This window comes from Streptomyces sp. NBC_01445, assembly GCF_035918235.1.
In the GTDB taxonomy this organism is placed as follows: Bacteria; Actinomycetota; Actinomycetes; order Streptomycetales; family Streptomycetaceae; genus Streptomyces.
The window spans coordinates 3,037,548-3,058,387 of the sequence record NZ_CP109485.1; the positions used below are offsets into that span (position 1 = coordinate 3,037,548).

The 20,840-nt window shown below is 71.5% G+C and carries 15 protein-coding genes and 2 pseudogenes; 8 read left to right on the forward strand and 9 right to left on the reverse strand.

The genetic code is table 11. The features are described from left to right. Positions 1 to 95 precede the first annotated feature (95 nt). Both OG574_RS13985 and OG574_RS13990 read left to right on the forward strand, forming a co-directional pair. The gene (locus OG574_RS13985) at positions 96 to 1,013 is read left to right on the forward strand and encodes a helix-turn-helix transcriptional regulator (protein WP_326773495.1); all 918 of its coding nucleotides are present in this window, start codon (positions 96 to 98) and stop codon (positions 1,011 to 1,013) included. A 91-nt stretch (positions 1,014 to 1,104) separates the two neighbouring features. Further along, a complete protein-coding gene (locus OG574_RS13990) occupies positions 1,105 to 1,749 on the forward strand; it encodes a LysE family translocator (RefSeq protein WP_326773496.1) in 645 nt (214 codons plus the stop codon). Between the two features lie 22 nt (positions 1,750 to 1,771). On the opposite strand, the gene OG574_RS13995 is transcribed toward OG574_RS13990, so the two are convergent. Further along, positions 1,772 to 2,920 carry a winged helix DNA-binding domain-containing protein gene (locus OG574_RS13995; RefSeq protein ID WP_326773497.1) on the reverse strand — a complete coding sequence of 383 codons (1,149 nt, stop codon included), beginning with the start codon at positions 2,918 to 2,920 and terminating at the stop codon, positions 1,772 to 1,774. Positions 2,921 to 3,103: 183 nt separating this feature from the next. Between OG574_RS13995 and OG574_RS14000 the strand changes: the two genes are divergently transcribed. Next, positions 3,104 to 4,267 carry a magnesium and cobalt transport protein CorA gene (locus OG574_RS14000; RefSeq protein ID WP_326773498.1) on the forward strand — a complete coding sequence of 388 codons (1,164 nt, stop codon included), beginning with the start codon at positions 3,104 to 3,106 and terminating at the stop codon, positions 4,265 to 4,267. 211 nt (positions 4,268 to 4,478) lie between these two features. Here the strand turns inward: OG574_RS14000 and OG574_RS14005 are convergent, their stop codons facing one another. Together OG574_RS14005 and OG574_RS14010 are read right to left on the reverse strand one after the other, a co-directional pair. Next, positions 4,479 to 5,837: a diacylglycerol/lipid kinase family protein gene (locus OG574_RS14005; RefSeq protein ID WP_326778475.1), complete on the reverse strand. Its 1,359-nt coding sequence runs from the start codon at positions 5,835 to 5,837 to the stop codon at positions 4,479 to 4,481. Positions 5,838 to 6,715: 878 nt separating this feature from the next. Next, positions 6,716 to 7,843 (reverse strand): annotated as a pseudogene (locus OG574_RS14010) (short-chain fatty acyl-CoA regulator family protein); the annotation flags it as partial. Between OG574_RS14010 and OG574_RS14015 the strand changes: the two are divergent. After that, positions 7,835 to 8,008: pseudogene (locus OG574_RS14015) on the forward strand (3-hydroxyacyl-CoA dehydrogenase family protein); the annotation flags it as partial. The pseudogenes OG574_RS14010 and OG574_RS14015 overlap by 9 nt on opposite strands. A gap of 24 nt (positions 8,009 to 8,032) precedes the next feature. On the opposite strand, the gene OG574_RS14020 reads toward OG574_RS14015, so the two are convergent. Genes OG574_RS14020 through OG574_RS14030 form a run of 3 tightly spaced genes read right to left on the reverse strand, consistent with a single transcriptional unit; the run spans position 8,033 to position 12,411 of the window. Beyond that, positions 8,033 to 8,737 carry a M24 family metallopeptidase gene (locus OG574_RS14020; protein WP_326773499.1) on the reverse strand — a complete coding sequence of 235 codons (705 nt, stop codon included), beginning with the start codon at positions 8,735 to 8,737 and terminating at the stop codon, positions 8,033 to 8,035. A gap of 60 nt (positions 8,738 to 8,797) precedes the next feature. Beyond that, positions 8,798 to 11,581: a molybdopterin-dependent oxidoreductase gene (locus OG574_RS14025; protein WP_326778476.1), complete on the reverse strand. Its 2,784-nt coding sequence runs from the start codon at positions 11,579 to 11,581 to the stop codon at positions 8,798 to 8,800. Continuing rightward, entirely contained in the window at positions 11,581 to 12,411 is an 831-nt protein-coding gene (locus OG574_RS14030) for an FAD binding domain-containing protein (RefSeq protein ID WP_326773500.1), read from the reverse strand. Before OG574_RS14030 ends, OG574_RS14025 begins: the two co-directional genes overlap by 1 nt. Before the next feature lie 261 nt (positions 12,412 to 12,672). Between OG574_RS14030 and OG574_RS14035 the strand changes: the two genes are divergently transcribed. Next, positions 12,673 to 13,134, forward strand: coding sequence for a VOC family protein (locus OG574_RS14035; protein WP_326773501.1), 462 nt, complete (start codon positions 12,673 to 12,675; stop codon positions 13,132 to 13,134). A 27-nt stretch (positions 13,135 to 13,161) separates the two neighbouring features. On the opposite strand, the gene OG574_RS14040 is transcribed toward OG574_RS14035, so the two are convergent. Then, the gene (locus tag OG574_RS14040; RefSeq protein WP_326773502.1) at positions 13,162 to 14,988 is read right to left on the reverse strand and encodes a bifunctional sugar phosphate isomerase/epimerase/4-hydroxyphenylpyruvate dioxygenase family protein; all 1,827 of its coding nucleotides are present in this window, start codon (positions 14,986 to 14,988) and stop codon (positions 13,162 to 13,164) included. 51 nt (positions 14,989 to 15,039) lie between these two features. Then, positions 15,040 to 15,915 carry a shikimate dehydrogenase gene (locus OG574_RS14045; protein ID WP_326773503.1) on the reverse strand — a complete coding sequence of 292 codons (876 nt, stop codon included), beginning with the start codon at positions 15,913 to 15,915 and terminating at the stop codon, positions 15,040 to 15,042. A gap of 130 nt (positions 15,916 to 16,045) precedes the next feature. Between OG574_RS14045 and OG574_RS14050 the strand changes: the two genes are divergently transcribed. The 3 genes from OG574_RS14050 (at position 16,046) to OG574_RS14060 (ending at position 19,359) form a co-directional block, all read left to right on the forward strand. After that, positions 16,046 to 16,711: a TetR/AcrR family transcriptional regulator gene (locus OG574_RS14050; RefSeq protein WP_326773504.1), complete on the forward strand. Its 666-nt coding sequence runs from the start codon at positions 16,046 to 16,048 to the stop codon at positions 16,709 to 16,711. 216 nt (positions 16,712 to 16,927) lie between these two features. Beyond that, positions 16,928 to 18,292, forward strand: a complete 1,365-nt coding sequence (locus OG574_RS14055) for an MFS transporter (protein WP_326773505.1) — start codon at positions 16,928 to 16,930, stop codon at positions 18,290 to 18,292. 137 nt (positions 18,293 to 18,429) lie between these two features. Beyond that, positions 18,430 to 19,359, forward strand: a complete 930-nt coding sequence (locus OG574_RS14060; protein WP_326773506.1) for an oxygenase MpaB family protein — start codon at positions 18,430 to 18,432, stop codon at positions 19,357 to 19,359. Here the strand turns inward: OG574_RS14060 and OG574_RS14065 are convergent. Further along, entirely contained in the window at positions 19,332 to 20,825 is a 1,494-nt protein-coding gene (locus OG574_RS14065) for a hypothetical protein (RefSeq protein WP_326773507.1), read from the reverse strand. The genes OG574_RS14060 and OG574_RS14065 overlap by 28 nt on opposite strands. Between the last annotated feature and the right edge of the window lie 15 nt (positions 20,826 to 20,840).

Genomic DNA, 20,840 nt, shown 5'->3' on the forward strand with positions numbered 1-20,840 from the left:
GCGGACCGTGCATGCCATCGTGTAATCCGTGACGCAGATCTCACCACCCCCGGACGGGGGTGGTGTACGAACCGCTCTCTGGAGGGACACGGCGAGTGAGCGCAGACGGGGCCGACGCGATGGAGATGCGTGCCGCTCTGGTGCGGCTGCGGCGGGGCACAGGACTGCCCGTCGCATTCGGCGGGCTCATGACGGGCGGCACCGTGACGGGCGGCACGGGTTCGGTGCGCATCGGTGAATTGAGCGGCGCGGTGACGGGCGCGCTCCGCGGCCTCGCCATCGCGACGGGCAACGGCCTGGGCGGCAAGGCACTCGCTCTGTCCCGGCCGTGCGCCGTCACGGACTACCCGGTCTCGCGGCACATCAGCCACGAGTACGACGCGGCGGTCGCGGCCGAGGGCCTGCTCTCGGTCCTCGCGGTCCCCGTCGTCGTACGCCGCAGGGTGCGGGGCGTGCTCTACGGGGCCCTGCGCACCGCCCAGCCACTGGGCGACCGCACGCTGGGCGAGGCGGTCGCGGCGGCGCGCGACGTGGAACAGGCCTTGGTGATACGGGACGAGGCGCGGGCGCTGCTGGCGGCGGTGGGCGGAGCGGGGGCCTCCGGGTCGGGGGCTGGTGGGGCAGCCGGTTCGGTGACTGGCGCGTCGGCCGGCTCGGCGGCTGCGGCGGCCGGCGCGGCGGCGTGGGAGGAGGTGCGGGAGGCGCACGGAGCACTGCGGGCGCTCGCGCCTCGCGTCGTGGATCCGGCACTGCGCGAGGAACTCCTCGCGGTGTGCGGGCGGCTCGCCTCGGCGACGGCTCCGCCGCGCGTTCGGGACGTGGGGCTCGCGCCGCGCGAGGTGGATGTCCTCGCGTGCGTGGCCACCGGCGCGACGAACGCGGCCACGGCCGAACGCCTCGGCCTGCGGCCCGAGACCGTGAAGGGCTATCTGCGGTCGGCCATGCGGAAGTTGGGCGCGCACACGCGCCTGGAGGCGGTGGTGGCGGCACGGAGGGCGGGGCTGCTGCCGTAGCTGCTGCCTTGGACGGGCCGCGCCTCGGGCAGGAGCAATTCCTCATGTGGTCCGTGGACGACGAAGGGGGTTGGGGGACATGCTGGGGAACATGGTGTCCACCGACCGGTATCTGGCGTTCGCGGCGATGTCGCTCCTTGTGATCGTGATCCCTGGGCCGAGCGTGCTGTTCGTGATCGGGCGCGCGCTCGCGCACGGCCGGCGGACGGCGGTCGCGACGGCGCTCGGCAATGTCATCGGCTCGTACGTGCTCGTGGTGGGCGTGGCGCTCGGGATCGGTTCCCTGGTGGAGCGCTCGGCAGCGGTGTTCATGGCGGTGAAGCTGGCGGGAGCCGCGTATCTGGTCTTCCTCGGCGTGCAGGCGTTCCGGCATCGCAGAGAGATGCGGGCCGAGGACATCCGGGCGCCGCACGGCCCCCCGCGCGGGGATCTGCGGACGGTCGCGGACGGCGCGCTCGTCGGGGTGACCAACCCCAAGGGCATCGTCTTCTTCGCGGCGGTCCTGCCCCAGTTCGTGGACCACTCGGGCGGTCAAGTGCCCGCGCAGATGCTTCTGTTGGGGCTGATCCCGATCTCGATCGGCCTGGTCACGGACACGCTGTGGGGCCTGACGGCGTCCGCCGCGCGTACGTGGTTCGCCCGGTCCGACCGCCGTCTGTCACTGATCGGCGGCACGGGAGGCTTCGCGATGATCGGCCTGGGAGTGACGGTCGCGGCGACGGGTCGCGCGGACTGATCCCGGCGCGCTCCGACCGCCACTACTCCGGCCGTACGGTCCCGAAGCGGATGTCGCACGGGCCCTTGACCCCCAGCGTGCGCGCGGTGGTCTCCGCCTCGTCCGTGAGGGCGTCGCGCTGCTGCGCGGTGAGCTTCCCGAAGGGCTGGAGGGTGAGCGTGGCGGAGTCGTCGTTGGCCTCGTCGAGCTTCCAGAGCCCGGCGAGCATGCCGTCGACGAGGAAGGCGGGAAAGGACATGTTCGCCTTCCAGGTGCGGTCCTTGTACGCGAGCGGCACGAGGCGGGTGCGGTCGGCGTGCGAGAGCAGCAGGTTGTCGAACTCGGGGAGGAGGCGCGGCGGGGCGGGGGTGTCCTCGTCGGGGCGGGGGGCGTCGGGCAGGTCGAAGAGCTCGACGCCGTGCGGGTCGCGGAAGGTGACGAGCTGCGGCCGCAGCCGCTCGAAGACCTCCCTCATACGGGTCAGGCCCGCCCACTGCTGCATGTCCTTGACCGAGGCGGGCCCGAACGCGGCCAGATAGCGCAGGACGGTGCCGTCCGGGGCGGGCGCCGGGTCGGCAGCCCGGTCGAGCCAGTGCTCGGCGGTGGTCAGGGCGACCTGGCCGCTGCGCTTCCACAGGCCGCGCGGCGTGGTCTGCACGAGCGGCAGCCGGCAGCGCGCGGCGATCGTGAGGGCGAGGGGGTCCGCGTCGGGCCACTCGGCGAGGAGCAGCTCCCTGATCTGCTTGGGGGTACGCGGCTCCTGCTCGACGTACGCCTTGGTGAGCGCGGTGAGCCGGTCGAGGTCGACGTCGGGCAGGCCCTTCGCGAACATCTTCAACTCCCGCTCACGCGCGGGCTGGACGAGGGGGCGCAGACTCATGCAGTCGTCGGCGCTGTGGAGGTGGATGGTCGAGCGCATGGTGACGATACGGACGACTTCGCGGTCCTCCAGGAGCCGGGAGAGCTCGGCGGGGTCGAAGCCGTCGAGCCGGGCGGCGAGCGCGCCGTAGGGCGGCTTCACGTTCTGCGCCTGGAGCCCCAGCAGATGTTCCACGGCGGCCTTCACTGTGACCGGCGAGCGCCGCAGCAGGAACTGACGGTCAAGGGTGGCGCGACCCAGGGCCCGGGCCGACAGGGTCGGCGCAGCCGCATTGCTCACACTTGCCTTGGCCGTGCTCCGCTTGGTGGTCATACTCGGCACGCTATCGGGACTTGCGGACAGCTACTGGCCTCGAGCCACCGCCCAGCCCATCACCCACGTCCCACCGACCTGCCGACCGGCTCTCTGACGATCTTCCCCCACCGGCCGTATTTTGGGCTATATATCCTGCACAGTGGCCGAAGTGACAGCCGTTTCGACACGCAAGGCGGAGACATGGCAGAGCGGCGGACCCGCCCCGGAGCGGAACCGAAGAAGTACATGTGGCGCCGCGCCGCAGGACAGTCGCCGGCGAACCCGCCCGAGCCCGACACCACGCCGCCCCCGCCCGCCACACCCACCGACCCGGCGTCGGAGACGGCGAGCGTGGTGCAGGCGGCGCTGTACCGGGACGGGGTACGGGTGTCGTCGCCCGCGACGCTGGCCGAGACGTTCCGCGAGCTGCGCGAGCAGCAGGACGGCATGGCATGGATCGGCCTGGCCCGTCCGACGGAGTCCGAACTCCTCTCCCTGGCAGGCGAATTCGACCTGCACCCGCTCGCGGTCGAGGACGCACTGGAGGCGCATCAGCGGCCGAAGCTGGAGCGGTACGGGGACACGCTGTTCGTCGTCCTGCGCGCCGCCCGCTACCTGGACGCGCCCGAGGAGGTCGAGTTCGGGGAGCTGCACGTGTTCGTCGGAGCGGACTTCGTCATCACGGTCCGGCACGGCGCGGCGCCCGACCTCTCCGGTGTGCGCCGCCGCATGGAGGACTCCCCAGAGCTGCTGAAACTCGGCCCCGAGGCGGTGCTCTACGCGATTCTCGACGCGGTCGTGGACGGCTATGCCCCGGTCGTCGCCGGCGTCCAGACCGACATCGACGAGATCGAGACAGAGGTCTTCTCCGGAGCGCCCGAGGTGTCCCGGCGCATCTACGAACTCTCGCGCGAGATGGTCGAGTTCCAGCGCGCGACCCGCCCCCTGGTCGGCATGCTGCACGCCCTGATGGCGGGCTTCGCCAAGTACGGCACGGACGAGGAACTCCAGCGCTACCTGCGCGACGTGGCCGACCACGTCACGCACACGAGCGAACGCGTCGACGGCTTCCGCCAGGCCCTCGCGGACATCCTGACGGTGAACGCGACGCAGGTCACCCAGCAGCAGAACGCGGAGATGCGGGCACTGGCCGAAGCGGGCTTCGAACAGAACGAGGAGATCAAGAAGATCTCGTCGTGGGCGGCGATCCTGTTCGCACCGACACTGGTGGGAACCATCTACGGCATGAACTTCGACCAGATGCCGGAGCTGCACTGGGCGGGCGGGTATCCGTTCGCGATCGTGCTGATGGCAGTGGTGTGCACGAGCCTGTACGTCATTTTCAAGAAGCGGGACTGGCTGTAGTAGGGATCTGGCACCTGGGCGGCCCGGTCGGCGGCGTTCGGAGAGTCACTGGTTCCGGCACCGCTGAGAGGGGGCCCGATGCACGGATGCCCTCCTCGGGCACTTCGGCTGCCCTGCGGATCGAGGTCGGAGCTACGGCAACACGCGCGTCCGCCCGGCGGTGCGCGGGAGGTGTCGGCCGCGCCGCGTCGACGGCCGCGTTCGCCATCCGTCAGGCGCGGGTCTGCGCATCGGCGGTCCGCTCGGTACGGCGGAAGGCGAGGTCGATGATCCGCCGCCAGTTCACGGGCGGCTCGGGTACCACGACGCCGGGGCGGTCGCGCGGTACGAGGACCCGCAGTGCCCCCGGGCGCAGCGTGCAGACCACCGGGGTGGGCATCCGAAGCGCCTCGCCGTCGACCGCGACGGGGATCTCGTCCGCGTCGGTCGTCACCTCGACACGGTGTGCGGTCATGACGGTCAGTCCGGTGGACTCCGAGCCCCGCACGGCCAGGTCGGCAGCCTGCGCCGCGTCCTCCACCCGGATCCCGAGCACCCCCAGTTCGCCGTCGTCCAGTCGGGGCCGGCGGCCGCCGCCGCTGAGCTCGTCGGGTGAGGTGTACGGGTTGTTGCTGACCAGCAGTGCCTGCTGGGAGGAGAGGGTGGTGCCGTCGACCCGTGCGTCGAGCCGTCGTACCCCTTCGCCGAGCAGCAGGTCCGGCATGAGGGACAGCGCCGTGCCCGCCTTGTCGTCGCGGTACTCGGGCCGTTGCACGACATCCGCGTACACCCCGAACGACACGGTGTTCACGAAGGCCCGGCCCGCGATGTCGCCGAGGTCGACCCGGACCTCCTCGCCGGCCGTCAGCGCGTCGAGGCAGCGGGAAGGGTCGGAGCGGTCGAGGCCCAGGTCCATGGCGAAGTGGTTGCGGGTGCCGGCGGAGACCACGAGGAACGGCAGGTCGTGCTCGGCGGCGATCGCCGCGACCAGGGCCTGGGTGCCGTCGCCGCCGGCGACGCCGAGCAGGTCCGCGCCTTCGGCCACGGCCTGCCGGGCCAGCGCGGCGACGTCCGCCGCGGCGGACGGATCGAGCAGGATCACCCGCGCGCCGAGTTCCTCCGCCCGCTCGACCAGCCCGAACCGGCCGACCTTCCCGCCCCCGGACTTCGGATTCATGATCAGGACCGGCCGGTTCGGCCGGGAGGCGGCCCTCGTCCGCGTCGGCCGCTCCGGGCGCGACTTGCGCAGCGCTGTCCTCGCGCAAGCCAGGGCCACGCCCCAGCACAGGCAGAGGACCAGAGCCGTCAGCCACAGGCCGTCGTGCGCGAAGAGCACCAGGACGGCGACGGGGGACACGACCGCGAGGAGCGCCCCGCCCAGCCGCACCAGTCCGCGGTGCGCCACGAACCACCAGACGCCGACCGCGCAGACGATCAGCCCCAGGAGCCCGGCGCCGACGACGACCAGGCCGCCCTCCCCCAGCGCGAGCACGAGCACGAGCACCGAACCCACCACCGCGAGCACGGCCAGACGTGCCAACAGCCGCGCGGCCCCATTCCCGCCGGGGCCCGTCGTGCGCGTCCTGCCCATGGCGTCCTCTCCACAGCCCTGTCCGACCGCGAGCCCGGTCCTGGTCACCAGCCTGCATGCTCCCTGATCGGGGAGCATCCCAGCGGGCGGCGGGCGAACTCCTGCGCGGTCAGCGCGCCGAAGGTGAACCAGACAGCCAGGGCTCTCAGATGGCTCACGTCGTGCACGAGGCCGAGGTCACCCCTGCCGGATGTGTGCGCGGCAGGGGCGTAGCACAGGCCTGCCACGAACGCCGCGACGAAACCGTCGCTGCGACCAGCACGGAGGCGGCGTAGGTGAGGAACGGCAACGCGGGACCGGCCCGGCGCGTTTCCTCTGCGGCCCCGGCCGAGCGTGGAGGGCCGATGGTGTGTACTGCTTGACGTACCTCGGAACCTCGTCCTGGACGGTGAGCGCGCGGGCGGTGTGGGCGCCGGTCATGCCCAGCCTTCCGGCGACGAGGATCATCGGACCACTTCGTGGCGGAGGTGCGTCACACCCGGTGCCACGATGGTTTCCAGCTGACGCAGGCGCACGTGCTTCGGGAGCTCGCGGAAGAAGCTGCGACCGCCGCCTGCTACTCCCCGGATTCATGTCTCGATGCGCGGCTCGGACGATGCACCGCGCCCGCCGCGCCTTTGGACGAACTGGCCCGTCGCAATCCCCCAAAGGAGGGAGCCAAACCCACAGGAGTGATCGAACGCAGCATCACAGCGCGGCTCCCTCGGCCACACCAAGGGTCCTCCGGCTATTCGAAGTCCAGTCGCCGGCGTTCCCGACGTCCGGTTCGTGCACGGCGACGTGGTCGACCACCTGCGTACCGCCGAGCCCTTAGATGCCGCCTACGCCATAGGTTCCATGGCCTTCGCCGACCCGGCTCGGGCAGGGACGTAGCAAGGTCAGGCCTCCGGAGCAGGACCCCGGTTCGCGGACGTTCCGTGCGCCACCGGATACGGCACGAACGTGCTGGAGTTCTGGTCGATCCGTAGCGCGTGGCCGAGTGGGGGCGCTGCGCGCTGGGGGCATTCGAGGCGTTCGCAGACCCGGCAGCCCATGCCGATGAGGGCGGCGGAGGCTGTGCGGCCGAGGTCGAGGCCGTCGGAGTAGACGAGGCGGTGGGCGTGGCGGATCTCGCAGCCGAGGCCGATCGCGAAGGTCTTGCCGGGCTCGCCCCAGCCGCCCCGGTGCCGGGTGACGGCGCGCGCGGTCCACAAGTACCGCTGGGCGTCGGGCATTTCGGCGATCTGGACGTGGATGCGGCCCGGCGCGGCGAACGCCTCGGAGATGTTCCACAGGGGACATGTGCCGCCGGAGCGCGAGAAGTGGAAGCCGGTCGCCGACTGCCGTTTGGACATGTTGCCGGCGCGGTCGACGCGGACGAAGGAGAACGGTACGCCGCGCAGCCGGGGTCGTTGGAGGGTACTGAGGCGGTGGCAGACGGTTTCGTAGCCGAGGCCGTAGCGGTCGGTGAGGCGTTCGATGTCGTAGCGCACCGTCTCGGCCGCGGTGTGGAAGTCGCGGTACGGGAGGATCAGCGCGGCGGCGAAGTAGTTGGCGATGCCGATGCGGGCCAGGGCGTGGGCGGGTTCGCCCGGTGTGAAGTCTTCGGCTGCGTAGGCGTCCAGCTCGTCCCCGTGTTCCAGCAGGGCGAGTTGCGTGGCCATGCGGAAGGCGCGCTGGCCCGGGCGCAGTCGCGTGGACAGGTGAAGCGTGCGTGTGGCGGTGTCGTAGTGGTGCAGGTGTGAGCCCCCCGTACCGAGCCGGACGCCGTGCCGGTCCGCCAGGCGCGCGGACAGGGCTCTCAGTACTTCGCCCGGGCGGATACCGATGGCCTGGGCGAGTTCCTCGGCCGCCAGGTCCGCCTCGTGCAGATAGTTCTGGCGGCGGTAGAAGTAGTCGCGGATCTCTTCGTGCGCCGAGCGAGGGGCGTCCTGCCCGCTGTCACGGCCGTCGGCGCCGCCGACCAGTTCGGCCAGGCGCTGATTGCGCCGCCCCAGGTCGAGGAGGACTTGGGCCACGGCAGGCATCGGCTCGCCGACCTGATCGGCCTCGACACCGTCGCCGCCATCGCGGAATCGCTCTACGAGGAGTTCAAGGAACCGCTGTACGCACCGCCGCCCCTGCTTCAACGCATGGTCGAGGCAGGCCTGTTGGGCCGCAAGACGGGCCGCGGCTTCCACACCTACGACTAGGGCGGCTTTCACCGGCAGCCGGAGTCAGGCCAGGTCCAGGAGCCCCTTGTACGCGCCGCCGAAGCCCCGGTGCTCGTCGAGCAAGCTGATCTCCAGCAGCCAGTGGGCCTGCCAGCCGTCCTCGGCCGTACGGCGGAGGGGGCGGTCGTTGGCGGGGGAGATGTACGCGTCGGACGACTGGGCGCCGCCGTGGGCATTCGGCGCCCCCACCATGTGCCCCGCGTTCCAACCCCCCAGCGTCCAGCCCGCCTTGGTGGCCAGGGTCTGGATCTCGGCGTGCAGGTGGCTGCCGGTCAGGGTCCGGTCCGCGTGGAACGCCTCGCGGGCGGCCGCGAACAGCCTCGGGAGATCCTCGATGAGGCGGCGTTTGTCCGGGTCCTGGCCGATGACGACCGTACGTACGAAGCCCGACTCGTAACCGGCGAGGACCGGGCCGAGGTCGGCGATCGCGATGTCGTCCCCGGTGAGGATCCGGTCCTCCGGTGGCTCCTGGCCTGCGGGCAGGGCGGAGTGCGGCCCCGATCGCACGGCCCGCCAGGAGCCGCACGTGCCCCAGGCGGGTACTTCCCGCGTCAGGGCGCCGATGCGGTCGCTCACCTCGCGTTCGCTGCGGCCCGGGGCGATCAGACCCCGGGCGGCGACCTCGGCGAACAGGGCCTGGGCCATCCGCTGGCCCTCCACGAGGCCCAAGGCGCGCAGCCGTTCGTCCATCCGGTCGGGTGCTGCCATGGCGCCGTTCCTCTTCCGTTCAACCCGCATTCCGTTCAACCGAATTCCGTTCAGCCCGGATCAAGCGCCCGGAACGGGGTCGTGCCGGTCGAGGGCGAGCCAGACGCGGTCCCGGGTGACCGGCATCTCGGTGAAGCGGACACCGGTGGCGTCGCGCAGCGCGTTGGCGAAGGCGGGGGCGACCGGGTTGAAGGGGCTCTCGCTCATCGACTTGGCGCCGAGCGGGCCGATGGCGTCGGTGGTCTCCATGAAGTGGACCTCCGTGCGCGGGACATCGGCGTACTGCGGGAGGCGGTAGCGGCGGAAGGCGGCGGTGGTGACCTCGCCGCGGTCGTCGACACGTACCGTCTCAAAAAGCGTCGCGCCCAGCGCCTGGGCTACGCCTCCCTCGACCTGGCCGCGGCACTGCATCGGGTTCATGACCTTGCCCGCGTCGGCGGCGTGGACGCTGCGCAGGATGCGGATCTCGCCGGTGCCGGGGTCGACGGCGAGGCGGAACCACTGGGCGTTGAAGGCGACGGAGCGGGGCGAGCCGCCCCAGTGGCCGTCGGCGGCCACCTCGTCCATGGCGCCCTTCGCCTCGGCCGCCTCGTACAACTCCTTCAGCGTCACCACCCGGCCCGCGCAGTCGAGGGCCTCGGCCCCGAGTACGCACAGGTGACGGGCGACGCCCGTGTGCCGGGCGGCGAAGGTCCGCAGCCGTTCGGCGAGCGAGCCGGCGGCGAGGAGGACGGCCTTTCCGGCCACCACCGTGCCCGCGGAGCCGAAGGCGCCGGTGTCGTGGCGGACGACGTCCGTGTCGGACTGCCGGATCGTGAGGCGGTCCTCGGTCGTGTTGAGGGCGCCGGCGGTGATCTGTTTGTGGACGGTGGTGGTGCCGTTGCCGAACTCCGCCGTCCCGACGGCGATGTCGTACGTCCCGTCGGACAGGAGCGACACGCGGGCGTCGGCGTAGTGCCCGCCGGGCGGCCCGGTGGCGATCATCGCCATCGCCGTGCCCTGCCCGACCAGCCATCCCTCGGGCGCCTGCTCGGCGCTGGTGTCCTCGGCGATCGCCTTGCGCACGACCCCCAGGCACTGGTCGAGGCCGTAGGAGGCGATGTGGAGGTCCTCCTCCTCACCGATCGGGCTGAGCATGTGCTCGCCGGGGCCGATGATGTTCTTCTCGCGGAAGGCCAGCGGGTCCATGCCGAGACGGCGGGCCAGTTCGTCCATGACCGATTCGACGGCGAAGGTGACCTGGCCGAGGCCGTAGCCACGGAAGGCGCCGGCCGGGACCACGTTCGTGTAGACGGAGAACGCGTCGACCTTCTTGTGCGGGGCTCGGTAGACGGCGAAGGACTCGCCGACGCTGTGGAACATGACGGCGGGGCCGTGGTTGCCGTAGGCGCCGGTGTTGGAGACCACGCGCATCTGGATCGTGGTCAGGGTGCCGTCGGAACGGGCCCCGACCTTGATACCGATGGCGAACGGGTGGCGGGTGGTCGCTCCGTAGAACTGCTCGCCCCGGGTGTACTCCAGCTTCACCGGCCGCCGCAGCTTCAGTGCCGCCAGCGTGACGATGTCCTCCGTCAGCATCTCCTGCTTGCCGCCGAAGCCGCCGCCCACGCGTCCCGCGACGACACGGACCTCGTCCTCGGGCAGGCCGTACAGTGCGCACAGCGCGCGGCGCGTCAGGAACGGGGTCTGGGTGGAGGAACGGACAGTGAGGCGCTCGCCGGTGCCGTCCTCCTTGGGCTCGAAGTAGGCGACACAGCCGTGGGTCTCCAGGCTCGCGTGCTGGACGCGCTGGGTGCGGAAGGTCTCCTCGTAGACGACGTCCGCGTCGGCGAAGCCGTCCTCGACGGAGCCGATCTCGCCGTGCACCTCGCCGGCGACGTTGTTCTCCACGCGGGAGATCCGCACCTCGGGGCCCTTTCCCTCGTGGATGACGGGGGCGCCGGGGGCCATCGCCTTCTCGGGGTCGGTGACGTAAGGGAGTTGCTCGTAGACCACGTCGATCCGCCGGCAGCCCTCCTCGGCGGCCTGCTCGCTGTCGGCCACCACGGCGGCGACGCGCTGGCCGACATAGCGGACGGTGTCGTCGAGGACGCGCGTGTCGTCGGGGTCCTCGGTGGGATGCTCGTGCCGGGCCGAGGAGTACAGGGTCGCGGGGGCGTCCTCGTGGGTGAGGACGGCGTGCACGCCGGGCACGCGCAGGGCGTCCGCAGTGTCGATGGAGACGATACGGGCGTGCGGGTACGGGGAGCGCAGCAGTTTCAGGTGGAGCAGCCCGGGGACCTCGACATCGAAGGTGTAGCGGGCGGTGCCGGTCACGACCTGGGGGCCGGCGGGCGCGCCGAGACTCTTGCCAACTGCCTTGCCGGCACAGGGGCGTTCCGTGTGCTGCACGCCTCGCACGGCGTCCTCGATGGCGCGATATCCGGTGCACCGGCAGATGTTGCCCTTGAAGGCGCGGGGCAGGTCGTCCAGTTTGCCGTCGTCGCGCTCGGTGCCCTGCTCGGCTTCGAGGGCGGCCGTCGTCATCAGGAATCCGGCGGTGCAGAAGCCGCACTGGAACCCCTGGGCGGCGAGGAACTTCTGCTGGACGGGGTGGAGTTCGCCCTCAGGGGACGCGAGGCCTTCGACCGTCGTCACGCTGCGGCCCTCCGCCCGTACGGCCGGATACAGGCAGCTGTGGACCGGCTCCCCGTCCACATGGACGGTGCAGGCGCCGCAGTCGCCGGCGTCGCAGCCCTTCTTCACCCCGAACCAGCCGCGCTCGCGCAGATACGTACGCAGACACTGGCCGGCCCGTGGGTCCGTGTCGAAGTGCTGGTCGTTGACCTCGATGTCGAAGCTCATCATGCACCGTCCTCAGAGAGCCGGGTCAGTTCATGACGGACTTCCTCGGCGAGGCGGAACCCCATGTGCCGCCGCCACTCGGGCAGTCCGTGGATGTCGTCGAACCAGTCGTCCTCGCCCACGGCCGCTTCGATGGCCCGCCGGAGTTCACCCTTGTCCGGCAGCAGGGGGAACCAGAGGCGGAAGGGGCGTACGGTCGCCGCGCTGATCGTCACCGCCATCGACCCGTCCACCGGATCGAGCGCCCCGATGACCAGCGCTCCCGAGCGGCCGAGCCCGTACAGCGACGCCTGGCGGAAGGCCGTCCGGCAGCCGAGTGCCCGCGCGGGCAGGGTGACCGAGCGGAGCAACTCGCCCTCGCCCAGGTCCTTGCGACCCGCGCCGGTGATGAAGTCGGCGACCTTCACGGTCCGCCTCACTCCTGCCTGCGACTGGAGCAGGCACGTGCCGTCGAGCGCGGCGGTCAGCGAGATCATGGGCCCGGCCGGCAGCCCGTTGCAGAGGTTCCCGCCCACGGTGGCCATGTTCCAGATCTTGAACGAGGCGAGAAAGGCACGACAGCACTGCTCGAACAGAGGCGCCGCCTCGGCCGCGAACTGCCGCCCGAAACGCGAGAGTTGGGCAATAGTGCACGTCGCCGCGATCTCCAGCGCCCCGTCCTCACCGAGGGTGAGCGACTCCCAGCCCATGCGGCTCAGATCCACCAGGCGCCGCAGATGAGGCTGCGGCTCGGAGAACAGGTACGTGCCCCCGCCCAGCCACGCGTCGCCCGGTTGCCAGGGCTCCCGCAGCCGGCCGTCACGCACTTCCTTCACCGTGTTCAGATCCATGTCTCCAACGCCCCTCAGCTGCTGCCTCACAGCCAGTGAAGCCGGGAGCGAGTCCGGAAACGACTGGTTCACCACACGGAAAACCCCGCCCCGACACCGTGGGCATTGGTTGAACGACCAAGCAGGTTCTGCCCTCGGCGCACCGGGGTCGCGGACCGCATCTGTCCGCGAGAGGTGCCAGGGTGATGCAAGGGCCGCAGACGCACTCCGCCGCGGATCCTCTGCCCGCACACACGCGCCACGCCACGAACGGAGCACCCCGTGAGCCGCCACATCCAGGTCACCTTCGATGCCCACGACCCGCGGGCACTGTCGTCCTTCTGGCGCGACGTACTGGGCTACGTCCACCCCGGCCCGCCCGGCGTCGAGGTGCCCGAGGGCGCCGACCCCCTGGCCGCGTGGGACGGCTTCCTCGCGCGGATCGGCGTACCGGAGGAGCAGCGCAACACGAGGTCGGCCATCGAGGACCCGGAAGGGCAGGGCCCGCGGCTGTTCTTCCAGCAGGTGCCGGAGGACAAGGCCGCCAAGAACCGCGTCCACCTCGACGTCCGTGCGGCACCCGGACTGGAGGGGGAGGAGCGCATGGCGGCGCTCGAGGCCGAGTGCGCGCGGCTCGTCGCACTCGGCGCCGCGCGGGTACGACGCGATGAGCCCGCTCCCCCGCTGAGCACGGGCTACATCGTGATGAACGACCCGGAGGGGAACGAGTTCTGCCTCGACTGACGTGGTTCGGCCCGTAGTTGCGGGGCTCTACCTGCGTCCGGGGCGCAGGGCGTGCTGGGCGGCGAGGCGGACGGGGGCGTTCTGGGCGCCGTATCCGCGGTATCCGCCGTCGCGCTGAACCAGTTCGAAGAAGACCCGGCCGACCGTCTCCGTGTAGAAGTGGCGGAAGGTGCCGTGCTCGTCACGGTCGTAGAGGATGCCGAGCTCCCGGTACGTCTCCGCCTCGCCGGGGGCGAGCTCGAAGCGGGCCGCCAGGTCGTCGTAGTAGTTGGGCGGTACGGGCAGCGGGCGGCCGCCCGCGTCCTGGAAGGCGCGCGCGGCGGCGACCACGTCGTCCGTCGCGAGGGCGATGTGCTGGGCGCGGCCGGCGTCGTCGGCGGGGCCGGGGCCGATGCCCAGGGCGATCCGCACCCTGCCGTCGTCGTTCGTGACGGCGCGGCTGCGCAGCAGCCCGTAGGGGTCGGCGACGTCGACGCTCTCCTGCGGCCTGAGCCCGAGGACCGTGCGGTGGAAGAGCGCGGCCTCGTCGAACTGGTGCCAGGGCTGGGTGAGGGCGAGGTGGTCGATCCGCAGGACGGCGCCCCGCCGGTCCCGGCCGGGTTCGCCTGAGCCGTCGCCGTCGCCGTCGCCGGGTAGCGGCGCGAAGTCCTCCCGCCAGTTCGGCAAGCCCTCCCGGTCCGTCGCGCAGAAGAAGATCTCCACGCCGTCGGGCGCGGCCACCGCGTCCAGCGGGGCATCCTCGGGTGCCCGATGGCGGGGCAGTACGGGGGCGAGGAGCGAGTCTGCGCGGGCGGTCGCGGCCGCCGGGTTCGGGGACTCCAGGCCGAGCGCGTTGAGGGAGAGTCCGTCGCGGTGGCGGACGGGATCCGTGGTGACGAGGATGCGGGCCTCGCCGCGCTGCCACAGTTCGACGGGCTTGCTGCGGTGCCTGGCGGCCCGGGCCAGGCCGAGCGCGCCGAGGAGCGCGGACACGGCACCGGCGTCCGGGGTGGTGAGTTCCGCGAAGGCGAAGCCGGTGGGCTGGACCGGTGCGGGCGGCGCCGTGAGGCCGGCGGCCTCCTGGAGGAGCATCAGGGAGCGCCGGGCGTCGACGGCGGTGGGGCCCGCGTCGGCCTGCCGGAAGACGTCGTTGAACACTTCGAGCGAGAGCGGGCCCGGGTAACCGGCGTTGATCACGTGCCGGACGAGTCCGGTCACGTCCAGGCCGCCCTGCCCGGGGAAACAGCGGTAGTGGCGACTCCACTGGAGCACGTCCATCGCCATCAGCGGGGCGTCGGCGAGCTGGAGGAAGAAGATCTTCTCGCCGGGGATGTCCTCGATGCCCTTGGGGTCGGAGCCGCGGGCGAGGATGTGGAAGCTGTCCAGACAGGTGCCGAGCGCCGGGTGCCCCGCCGCCTCGACGATGCGCCAGGCGTGGTCGTAGGTGCTGACGTGGCGGCCCCAGGCGAGTGCTTCGTAGGCGACGCGTACGCCGTGTTCCTGCGCCGACTCCGCGAGCCGGTGCAGGTGTTCGGCGGCGAGCGCGTCGTCGTCGACGGCGAGGGGCGACACGCTGGAGCACACCAGGACGGTGTCGGTGCCGAGCCGGTTCATCAGCCGGAACTTGTGCTCGGCGCGGCGCAGGTTCCGCTCGAACTCCTGCGGCGGCACCGCCTCGATGTCCCGCATCGGCTGGTAGAGGTCGATGGTCAGGCCGAGGTCGGCGGTGCGGGACCGGATCTCCTCGGGGGTGAGCGGACTCGCGAGGAGATCGTTCTCGAAGATCTCCACCCCGTCGAACCCGGCCGAGGCGGCGGCGGTCAGCTTCTCGGTCAGGGATCCGCTGAGCGAGACGGTGGCGATCGAGGTACGCACGACGGTGCTCCTTGAGAGGGAGGAGGAGGGGGTCGGTGTGGGGGGCCGGGGTCAGCCTCGGGCCGCCGCCGCACCCGCGAGTTCGGCGATGTCCGCGAGCATCCGCGTGACGTCCGGCTCGCGGCGCGTGAAGAGCCGGAACGCGTCGGCGGCCTGGAACACCGCCATGCCCGCGCCGTCGAGCGTGGCGCAACCCAACTCCCTTGCGGTGTGCAGGAGTTCCGTCTCCAGCGGACGGTAGACGACTTCCGCGACCCAGAGGGACGGGCGCAGCAGGCGGGCGGGGAGCGGAAGTCCCGGGTGGGCGGCCATGCCGGTGGGTGTGGCGTGGACGAGGCCGTCGGCGCGGGCGAGGGGCTCTTCGATGCGGTCCGGGGTCCCGGCGGACGCGCGGCCCTCGCCGAAGTGCCGGTTCAGCGACGCGGCCAGGTCCGCGGCCCGCTCGGGCAGTGCGTCCACGACGGTGAGGTGACCGCCGCCCAGGGTGAGCACGGCGTGCGCGACCGCCGCGCCCGCGCCGCCCGCGCCGAGCTGCACGACCCGGTCGAGCGGGGCGTCGGGCAGGCCGCGGGCGAAGGAGGCCGCGAATCCGGTGACGTCGGTGTTGTGGCCGACGGCGCGCCCGCCCTCGAACACGACGGTGTTGACGGCGCCGAGCGCCTCCGCCTGCGGGGCGAGCTCATCGAGGTGCTCAATGACGAGCTGCTTGCAGGGGTGGGTGATGTTCAGGCCGTCGTAGCCCACGGCCCGGGCCGCCCGCACCAGGTCGCCGACCCGGTCCGGGGTGACACCCAGGGCGTCGATGTCGATCAGCCGGTAGAGATGGCGCAGGCCCTGGCGGTCGGCCTCCCGCTCATGGAGCGCGGGGCTCAGCGAGGGGCCGATGCCCGAACCGATCAGACCGACGAGACAGGAGTCCTGGGACACCGCGCTCCTCCTAATGTACGAACTGGTTCGTTAGTAATACCAGGAAGGCGTCATCCTGGAAAGGGCAGCCGGTCACCAGCCCCGGCCCTGCTTCTACAATCACCAGCACAGAACCGACCCGGAGGAACGCATGGCCACAGTCGAAGAGCCGACGCGACCCGCCGGACGGATCCGCGACGCCGCCCGCACCCGGGCCGAGATCCTCGACGTCGCCACCCAGGAGTTCGCCCGCGCCGGATACACGGGCGCCCGCGTCGACGAGATCGCGGCCCGCACCCGCACCACGAAGCGGATGATCTACTACTACTTCGGCGGCAAGGAACAGCTGTTCACGGCGGTTCTGGAGCACGCGTACTCGGCGATCCGGCAGGCCGAGCAGGAGGTCGACGTCGACCATCTGGACCCGGTCGCGGCCATCCGCCGGCTCGCCGAGCTCACCTTCGACCACCACGAGGCGCACCCCGACTTCATCCGCCTGGTCGCGATCGAGAACATCCACGAGGCGGAGCACATCGCCGCCTCCGAGCAGCTCGGCGCGCTCAACTCGCCCGCGATCGAGGTGATCCGCCGCATCCTCGACGCCGGACGCGCGTCGGGCCTGTTCACGGCCGAGATCGACGCCGTCGACCTGCACGCGATGATCAGCTCGTTCTGCTTCTTCCGGGTCTCGAACCGGCACACGTTCGGCGCGCTCTTCGGCCGTGACCTGGTGGCGGAGGACCGGCGCGAGCACTACCGGACCATGCTCGGCGACATGGTCATCGCCTATCTGACGGCGGACCGCACCGAGGACTAGGAGCGGGTACCGGGAGGGCACCTCGTGCGGAAGTTTTCGCGGCCCACCTCTTGACACGCGGGTAACGCCAGCGCAACATCCGTAGCCATCCGCTACTAACTACCCAGTGGGTTAATTAACCGCTCGCCCTGCCCCAGGGCCGGAGAAAGACACCGCGACACCACCCCGCACCCCTCCGCTCGCTTCATCGCCGAAGCGTCCCCCTAGGAGTACGCCGTGACCGTCCCCTCCCCCGGCGCCGCAGCGCCGCCTCGCGCCCCCGAGGCTCAGCCGCGCAAGGCAGCGCTCGCGGCCTGGACCGGCAGCGCCCTGGAGTACTACGACTTCTTCATCTACGGCAGCGCCGCGGCCCTGATCTTCCCCAAGGTCTTCTTCGACGAGTCCGACCCCGCGAACGCGACGCTGCTCTCCCTCGCCACCTTCGGCGTCGCCTACGCCGCCCGCCCCGTCGGCGCGCTCTTCCTCGGCCACATCGGCGACCGGCTCGGCCGCAAGAAGATCATGGTCTTCACGCTGATCCTGATGGGCCTGTCCACATTCCTCATCGGCTGTCTGCCGAGCCGCGCTCAGGTCGGCTCGCTCGCCCCCGTGCTGCTCGTGCTGTGCCGCGTGCTCCAGGGCATCTCCGCCGCGGGCGAGCAGGCCAGCGCGAGCTCGATGACGCTGGAGCACGCGCCGCCGGGCCGACGCGGCTTCTTCACGAGTTTCACCCTCAGCGGCACGCAGGCGGGCCAGCTCATCGCCACCCTCGTCTTCCTGCCGGTCGCAGCCCTGCCCGAGGACCAGCTGCTCTCGTGGGGCTGGCGCGTCCCGTTCTGGCTGAGCGTCGCCGTCGCCGTCGTCGGGTACGCGATCCGGCGCTCCCTGGAGGAGACCCCGGCCTTCGCCAAGCAGGCGGCGACGGAGGGCGTCGTGAAACTGCCGCTGGCCGTGCTGCTGCGCGACCACTGGGCCGACGTCCTGCGCGTCGTCGCCGGATCCCTGATCGCCTCTGTGAGCACGATCTTCACCGTGTGGGCCCTGTCGTACGCGACGAGCGACTCGGTGGGCATGGACCGGTCCGGGATGCTGTGGGTGGGCGCCCTCGCCAACGTGGCGGCCCTCGGCGCGATCCCGCTCTGGGCGAAGCTCTCGGACCGTATCGGCCGCAAGCCGGTCTACCTCGTGGGCGCGGTCGGCAGCGCCGTGCTCATGGCCTGCTATCTGTGGGCGATCTCCACGGGTTCGTACCCGCTGGTCCTCGTCCTCGGCATGCTCACCTTCGGCGTCGTGTACAGCGCGGCCAACGGTGTCTGGCCGTCCTTCTACGGCGAGATGTTCTCGACCCGCGTGCGGCTCTCCGGTGTGGCGATCGGTACGCAGATCGGCTTCGCGGTGGCCGGGTTCGCGGTGACGTTCGCGGCGCAGCTCGCGGGCCCGAACGGTGACGACTGGTCCACGGTCGCCCTGTTCACCGCGGCGCTCTGCGTACCGCCGGTCATCGCAGCCCTCACCGCGCGCGAGACGCACCGGGTGCCCTCGGACCGGCTCGGCCTGCGCAACGAGGCCGGGGCCCCCGGCCGCGTACCCGCCGAGGTCTGACCCCGCAACCGCCCACGACGGCCGAACTGCCCTGCGCTGCCCCGCACTTCACCACCGGAATTCATACCGCGCCGAATCGGAGCCGGTGGCGGGGCCGCGCCGTAGGGTTGATCTCCCGGCCACAGATGGGGGATGGCATGCAGCGCTATGAACGGCTCCGGCAGATCCGGCGGCTCGACCCGGACCGGGACTGGCTGACGATCTACCGGCTGACCGCCACCTACGAATTCCCGTGGGACCTCACGCGGGCACTGGAGCTGGCGCTCTACCGCACCTATGCCGTGCCCAGCATCGGCCGACTACTGGCTGAAACAGCAGAACTGACGGAACGTCCGCAGAAGCGGTACGACGACACCTCGCTGCTCCTGGACACCGTCGTCGAGCACGGCTTCGACAGCGTCCAGGGGCGCACGGCGATCCGCCGCATCAACCAGATGCACCGCAGCTACGACATCAGCAACGACGACATGCGGTACGTCCTGTGCACGTTCGTCGTCGTGCCCAGACGCTGGATCGACACCTACGGCTGGCGCCGCCTCTCGCGCCACGAGGTGATCGCCTCGGCGCACTACTACCGCGCGCTGGGCCGGCACATGGGAATCCAGGGCATCCCGGAGTCCTACGAGGAGTTCGAGACCTGCCTCGATACGTACGAGGCCGAGCACTTCGGCCGGGACGAGGCCGGGCGACGGGTTTCGGACTCGACGCTCACTCTCATGGCTTCCTGGTATCCGGGCGTCCTGGAACCGGTGTTGAAGAAGGCGACGGTCGCGCTGCTCGACGAGCCGCTCCTGCGCGCCTTCGACTACGAGCCACCGAGCCCTCTCACGCGCACGCTCGTCCGGGGCGCCGTCCGCCTGCGCGGCCGTGCGGTACGTCTGCTGCCGCCCCGCCGCGCGCCGCACCAGGCCCGCCAGAACTGGGAGATCAGGGGCTATCCGAACGGCTACCGGGTCGGTGAGCTCGGCACGTTCCCGACGCCGGGCCTGCGCGGCTGCCCCGTCCCGCACGCGACGCCGCCCGGCGAGGGTTCAAGGGATCACAGGCCGCCGCCGCGCACGACGTAACTGCACTGCGTGTACGAGTAGCCCGGCCTGATCTCGCTTCCGGCGGCACGGTCGGAGATGGCCGCCGTCGTGTCCCCGCTGTGCTTGTGGAGGAAGTGGTAGCTCCCGGCGGGCAGCCTGATCGTGGCCTTCGGGTACTTCCTGTTCGCCTTGCAGGCCTTGGTCCTGCCGGCCGACTCGCTCGCATACATCGTGCACGAGCCGCAGGCGGCCAGCTTCACGCTGCCGGTGACGGGGCCCGTGTAGAGGACCTCGACGGGGCCGGGGCCGTCGTTGGTGACGACGAGCGTCATCCGAGTACCGCCCGGACTCCCGGCGGGCGGAAGGCGGTTACCGGCGGCGGGACGCACCCCGGCGATCTCCGCGGCGATGGCGATGTCCTCGGCCCTGGCCCTGTTCCTGCTGTTCTTGTACGTGTCCGCGAAATCGGCCAGCGTCTTGCGGGCGTCGCCGAACTTCTTGTCCTTGAACTCGTCGACGCCGCAGGCATACACGCCCTTCTCGACGCCCTTGTCGACGTCGGTCGCCACGCCCGCTCCCGCATCGTCGGGGAGAGCGCCGGCGGTCTCGCCGATGCTGCGCAGTTCGTCCGTGGCCGTGCAGGGTTCGGCGCCGCCGAGGCTGCGGTCGCGGGCGGCGACGGCGTCGCGCAGGGCGCCTGCGACCTGTCCCGCCTGCTCCGACTTCGGGAACGTACGCAGGAGTCGGCCCAGCTCACCGCCTTCGGATCCGGCGGACTCGGTGCCGAGCTTGCCGGTGCCGCAGGCGTAGAGAGAGGCGGCGAGTGGCTTGTCCGGCCAGGTGGCGAGGGAGCCGAGCACGTCGCGGTCCATGCCCTTGCCGGGCACGGCCCGCAGATAGGCGAGCGGCTCGATCGCTTCGCAGTCCTTCTTGTCCGTGTACGGCTTGGCGACGGCCTTGTAGTAGGCGTCGAGCCGGTCAGGCACGAGCCCGGCGGCCTTGGATCCTGCGTGGTCGTGGGCGAGTTCGCGGTAGCGGGCGAGCGCGGTCGTGTAGTCGCCACGTCCCTCGGCGAACGAAGTCCGGGCGGCGGCCTTCGCGACGAGCGCGTCGGCGTCGTCGAGGCGGCCGAGCAGCATTTCCTCCACGGCGTCGTCGCGCGCGGCGTCGTACGCGACGACGCCTCCGGCGGGCACGGCGAGCAGCACGATCCCGAGAGCTGTCGCCACAACCGGGCTGTGCAGTGGGGTGGTTGCGGCTCGCCGGGCCGCGTCCAGGGCGACGACGAGCAGCAGGAGCCCGTACCCGACGAGCAGCCCGGCTGGTACGCCTTCCGGTTCGGCGGGCAGCGCGAGTACGAGCAGCGCGGCGGTGGCGGCAAGACAGACCGCGGCCAGGACCCAGCGCCTCAGCAGGAGGTAACCGGCCCCGAGTCCACCGAGGTTGAGCAGGGCGGCGGCCACGGCCCGCACAGGATCGACGGGGGCCTTGGGTACGGGGGCCACCGGCGGTGGCGGTGG

Coding starts and splice junctions, on each gene's coding strand:
- OG574_RS13990 (WP_326773496.1), top strand. CDS start 1,105: ATGGTGTCCACCGACCGGTATCTGGCGTTCGCGGCGATGTCGCTCCTT.
- OG574_RS13995 (WP_326773497.1), bottom strand. CDS start 2,920: ATGACCACCAAGCGGAGCACGGCCAAGGCAAGTGTGAGCAATGCGGCT.
- OG574_RS14000 (WP_326773498.1), top strand. CDS start 3,104: ATGGCAGAGCGGCGGACCCGCCCCGGAGCGGAACCGAAGAAGTACATG.
- OG574_RS14005 (WP_326778475.1), bottom strand. CDS start 5,837: ATGGGCAGGACGCGCACGACGGGCCCCGGCGGGAATGGGGCCGCGCGG.
- OG574_RS14020 (WP_326773499.1), bottom strand. CDS start 8,737: ATGGCAGCACCCGACCGGATGGACGAACGGCTGCGCGCCTTGGGCCTC.
- OG574_RS14025 (WP_326778476.1), bottom strand. CDS start 11,581: ATGAGCTTCGACATCGAGGTCAACGACCAGCACTTCGACACGGACCCA.
- OG574_RS14030 (WP_326773500.1), bottom strand. CDS start 12,411: ATGGATCTGAACACGGTGAAGGAAGTGCGTGACGGCCGGCTGCGGGAG.
- OG574_RS14050 (WP_326773504.1), top strand. CDS start 16,046: ATGGCCACAGTCGAAGAGCCGACGCGACCCGCCGGACGGATCCGCGAC.
- OG574_RS14060 (WP_326773506.1), top strand. CDS start 18,430: ATGCAGCGCTATGAACGGCTCCGGCAGATCCGGCGGCTCGACCCGGAC.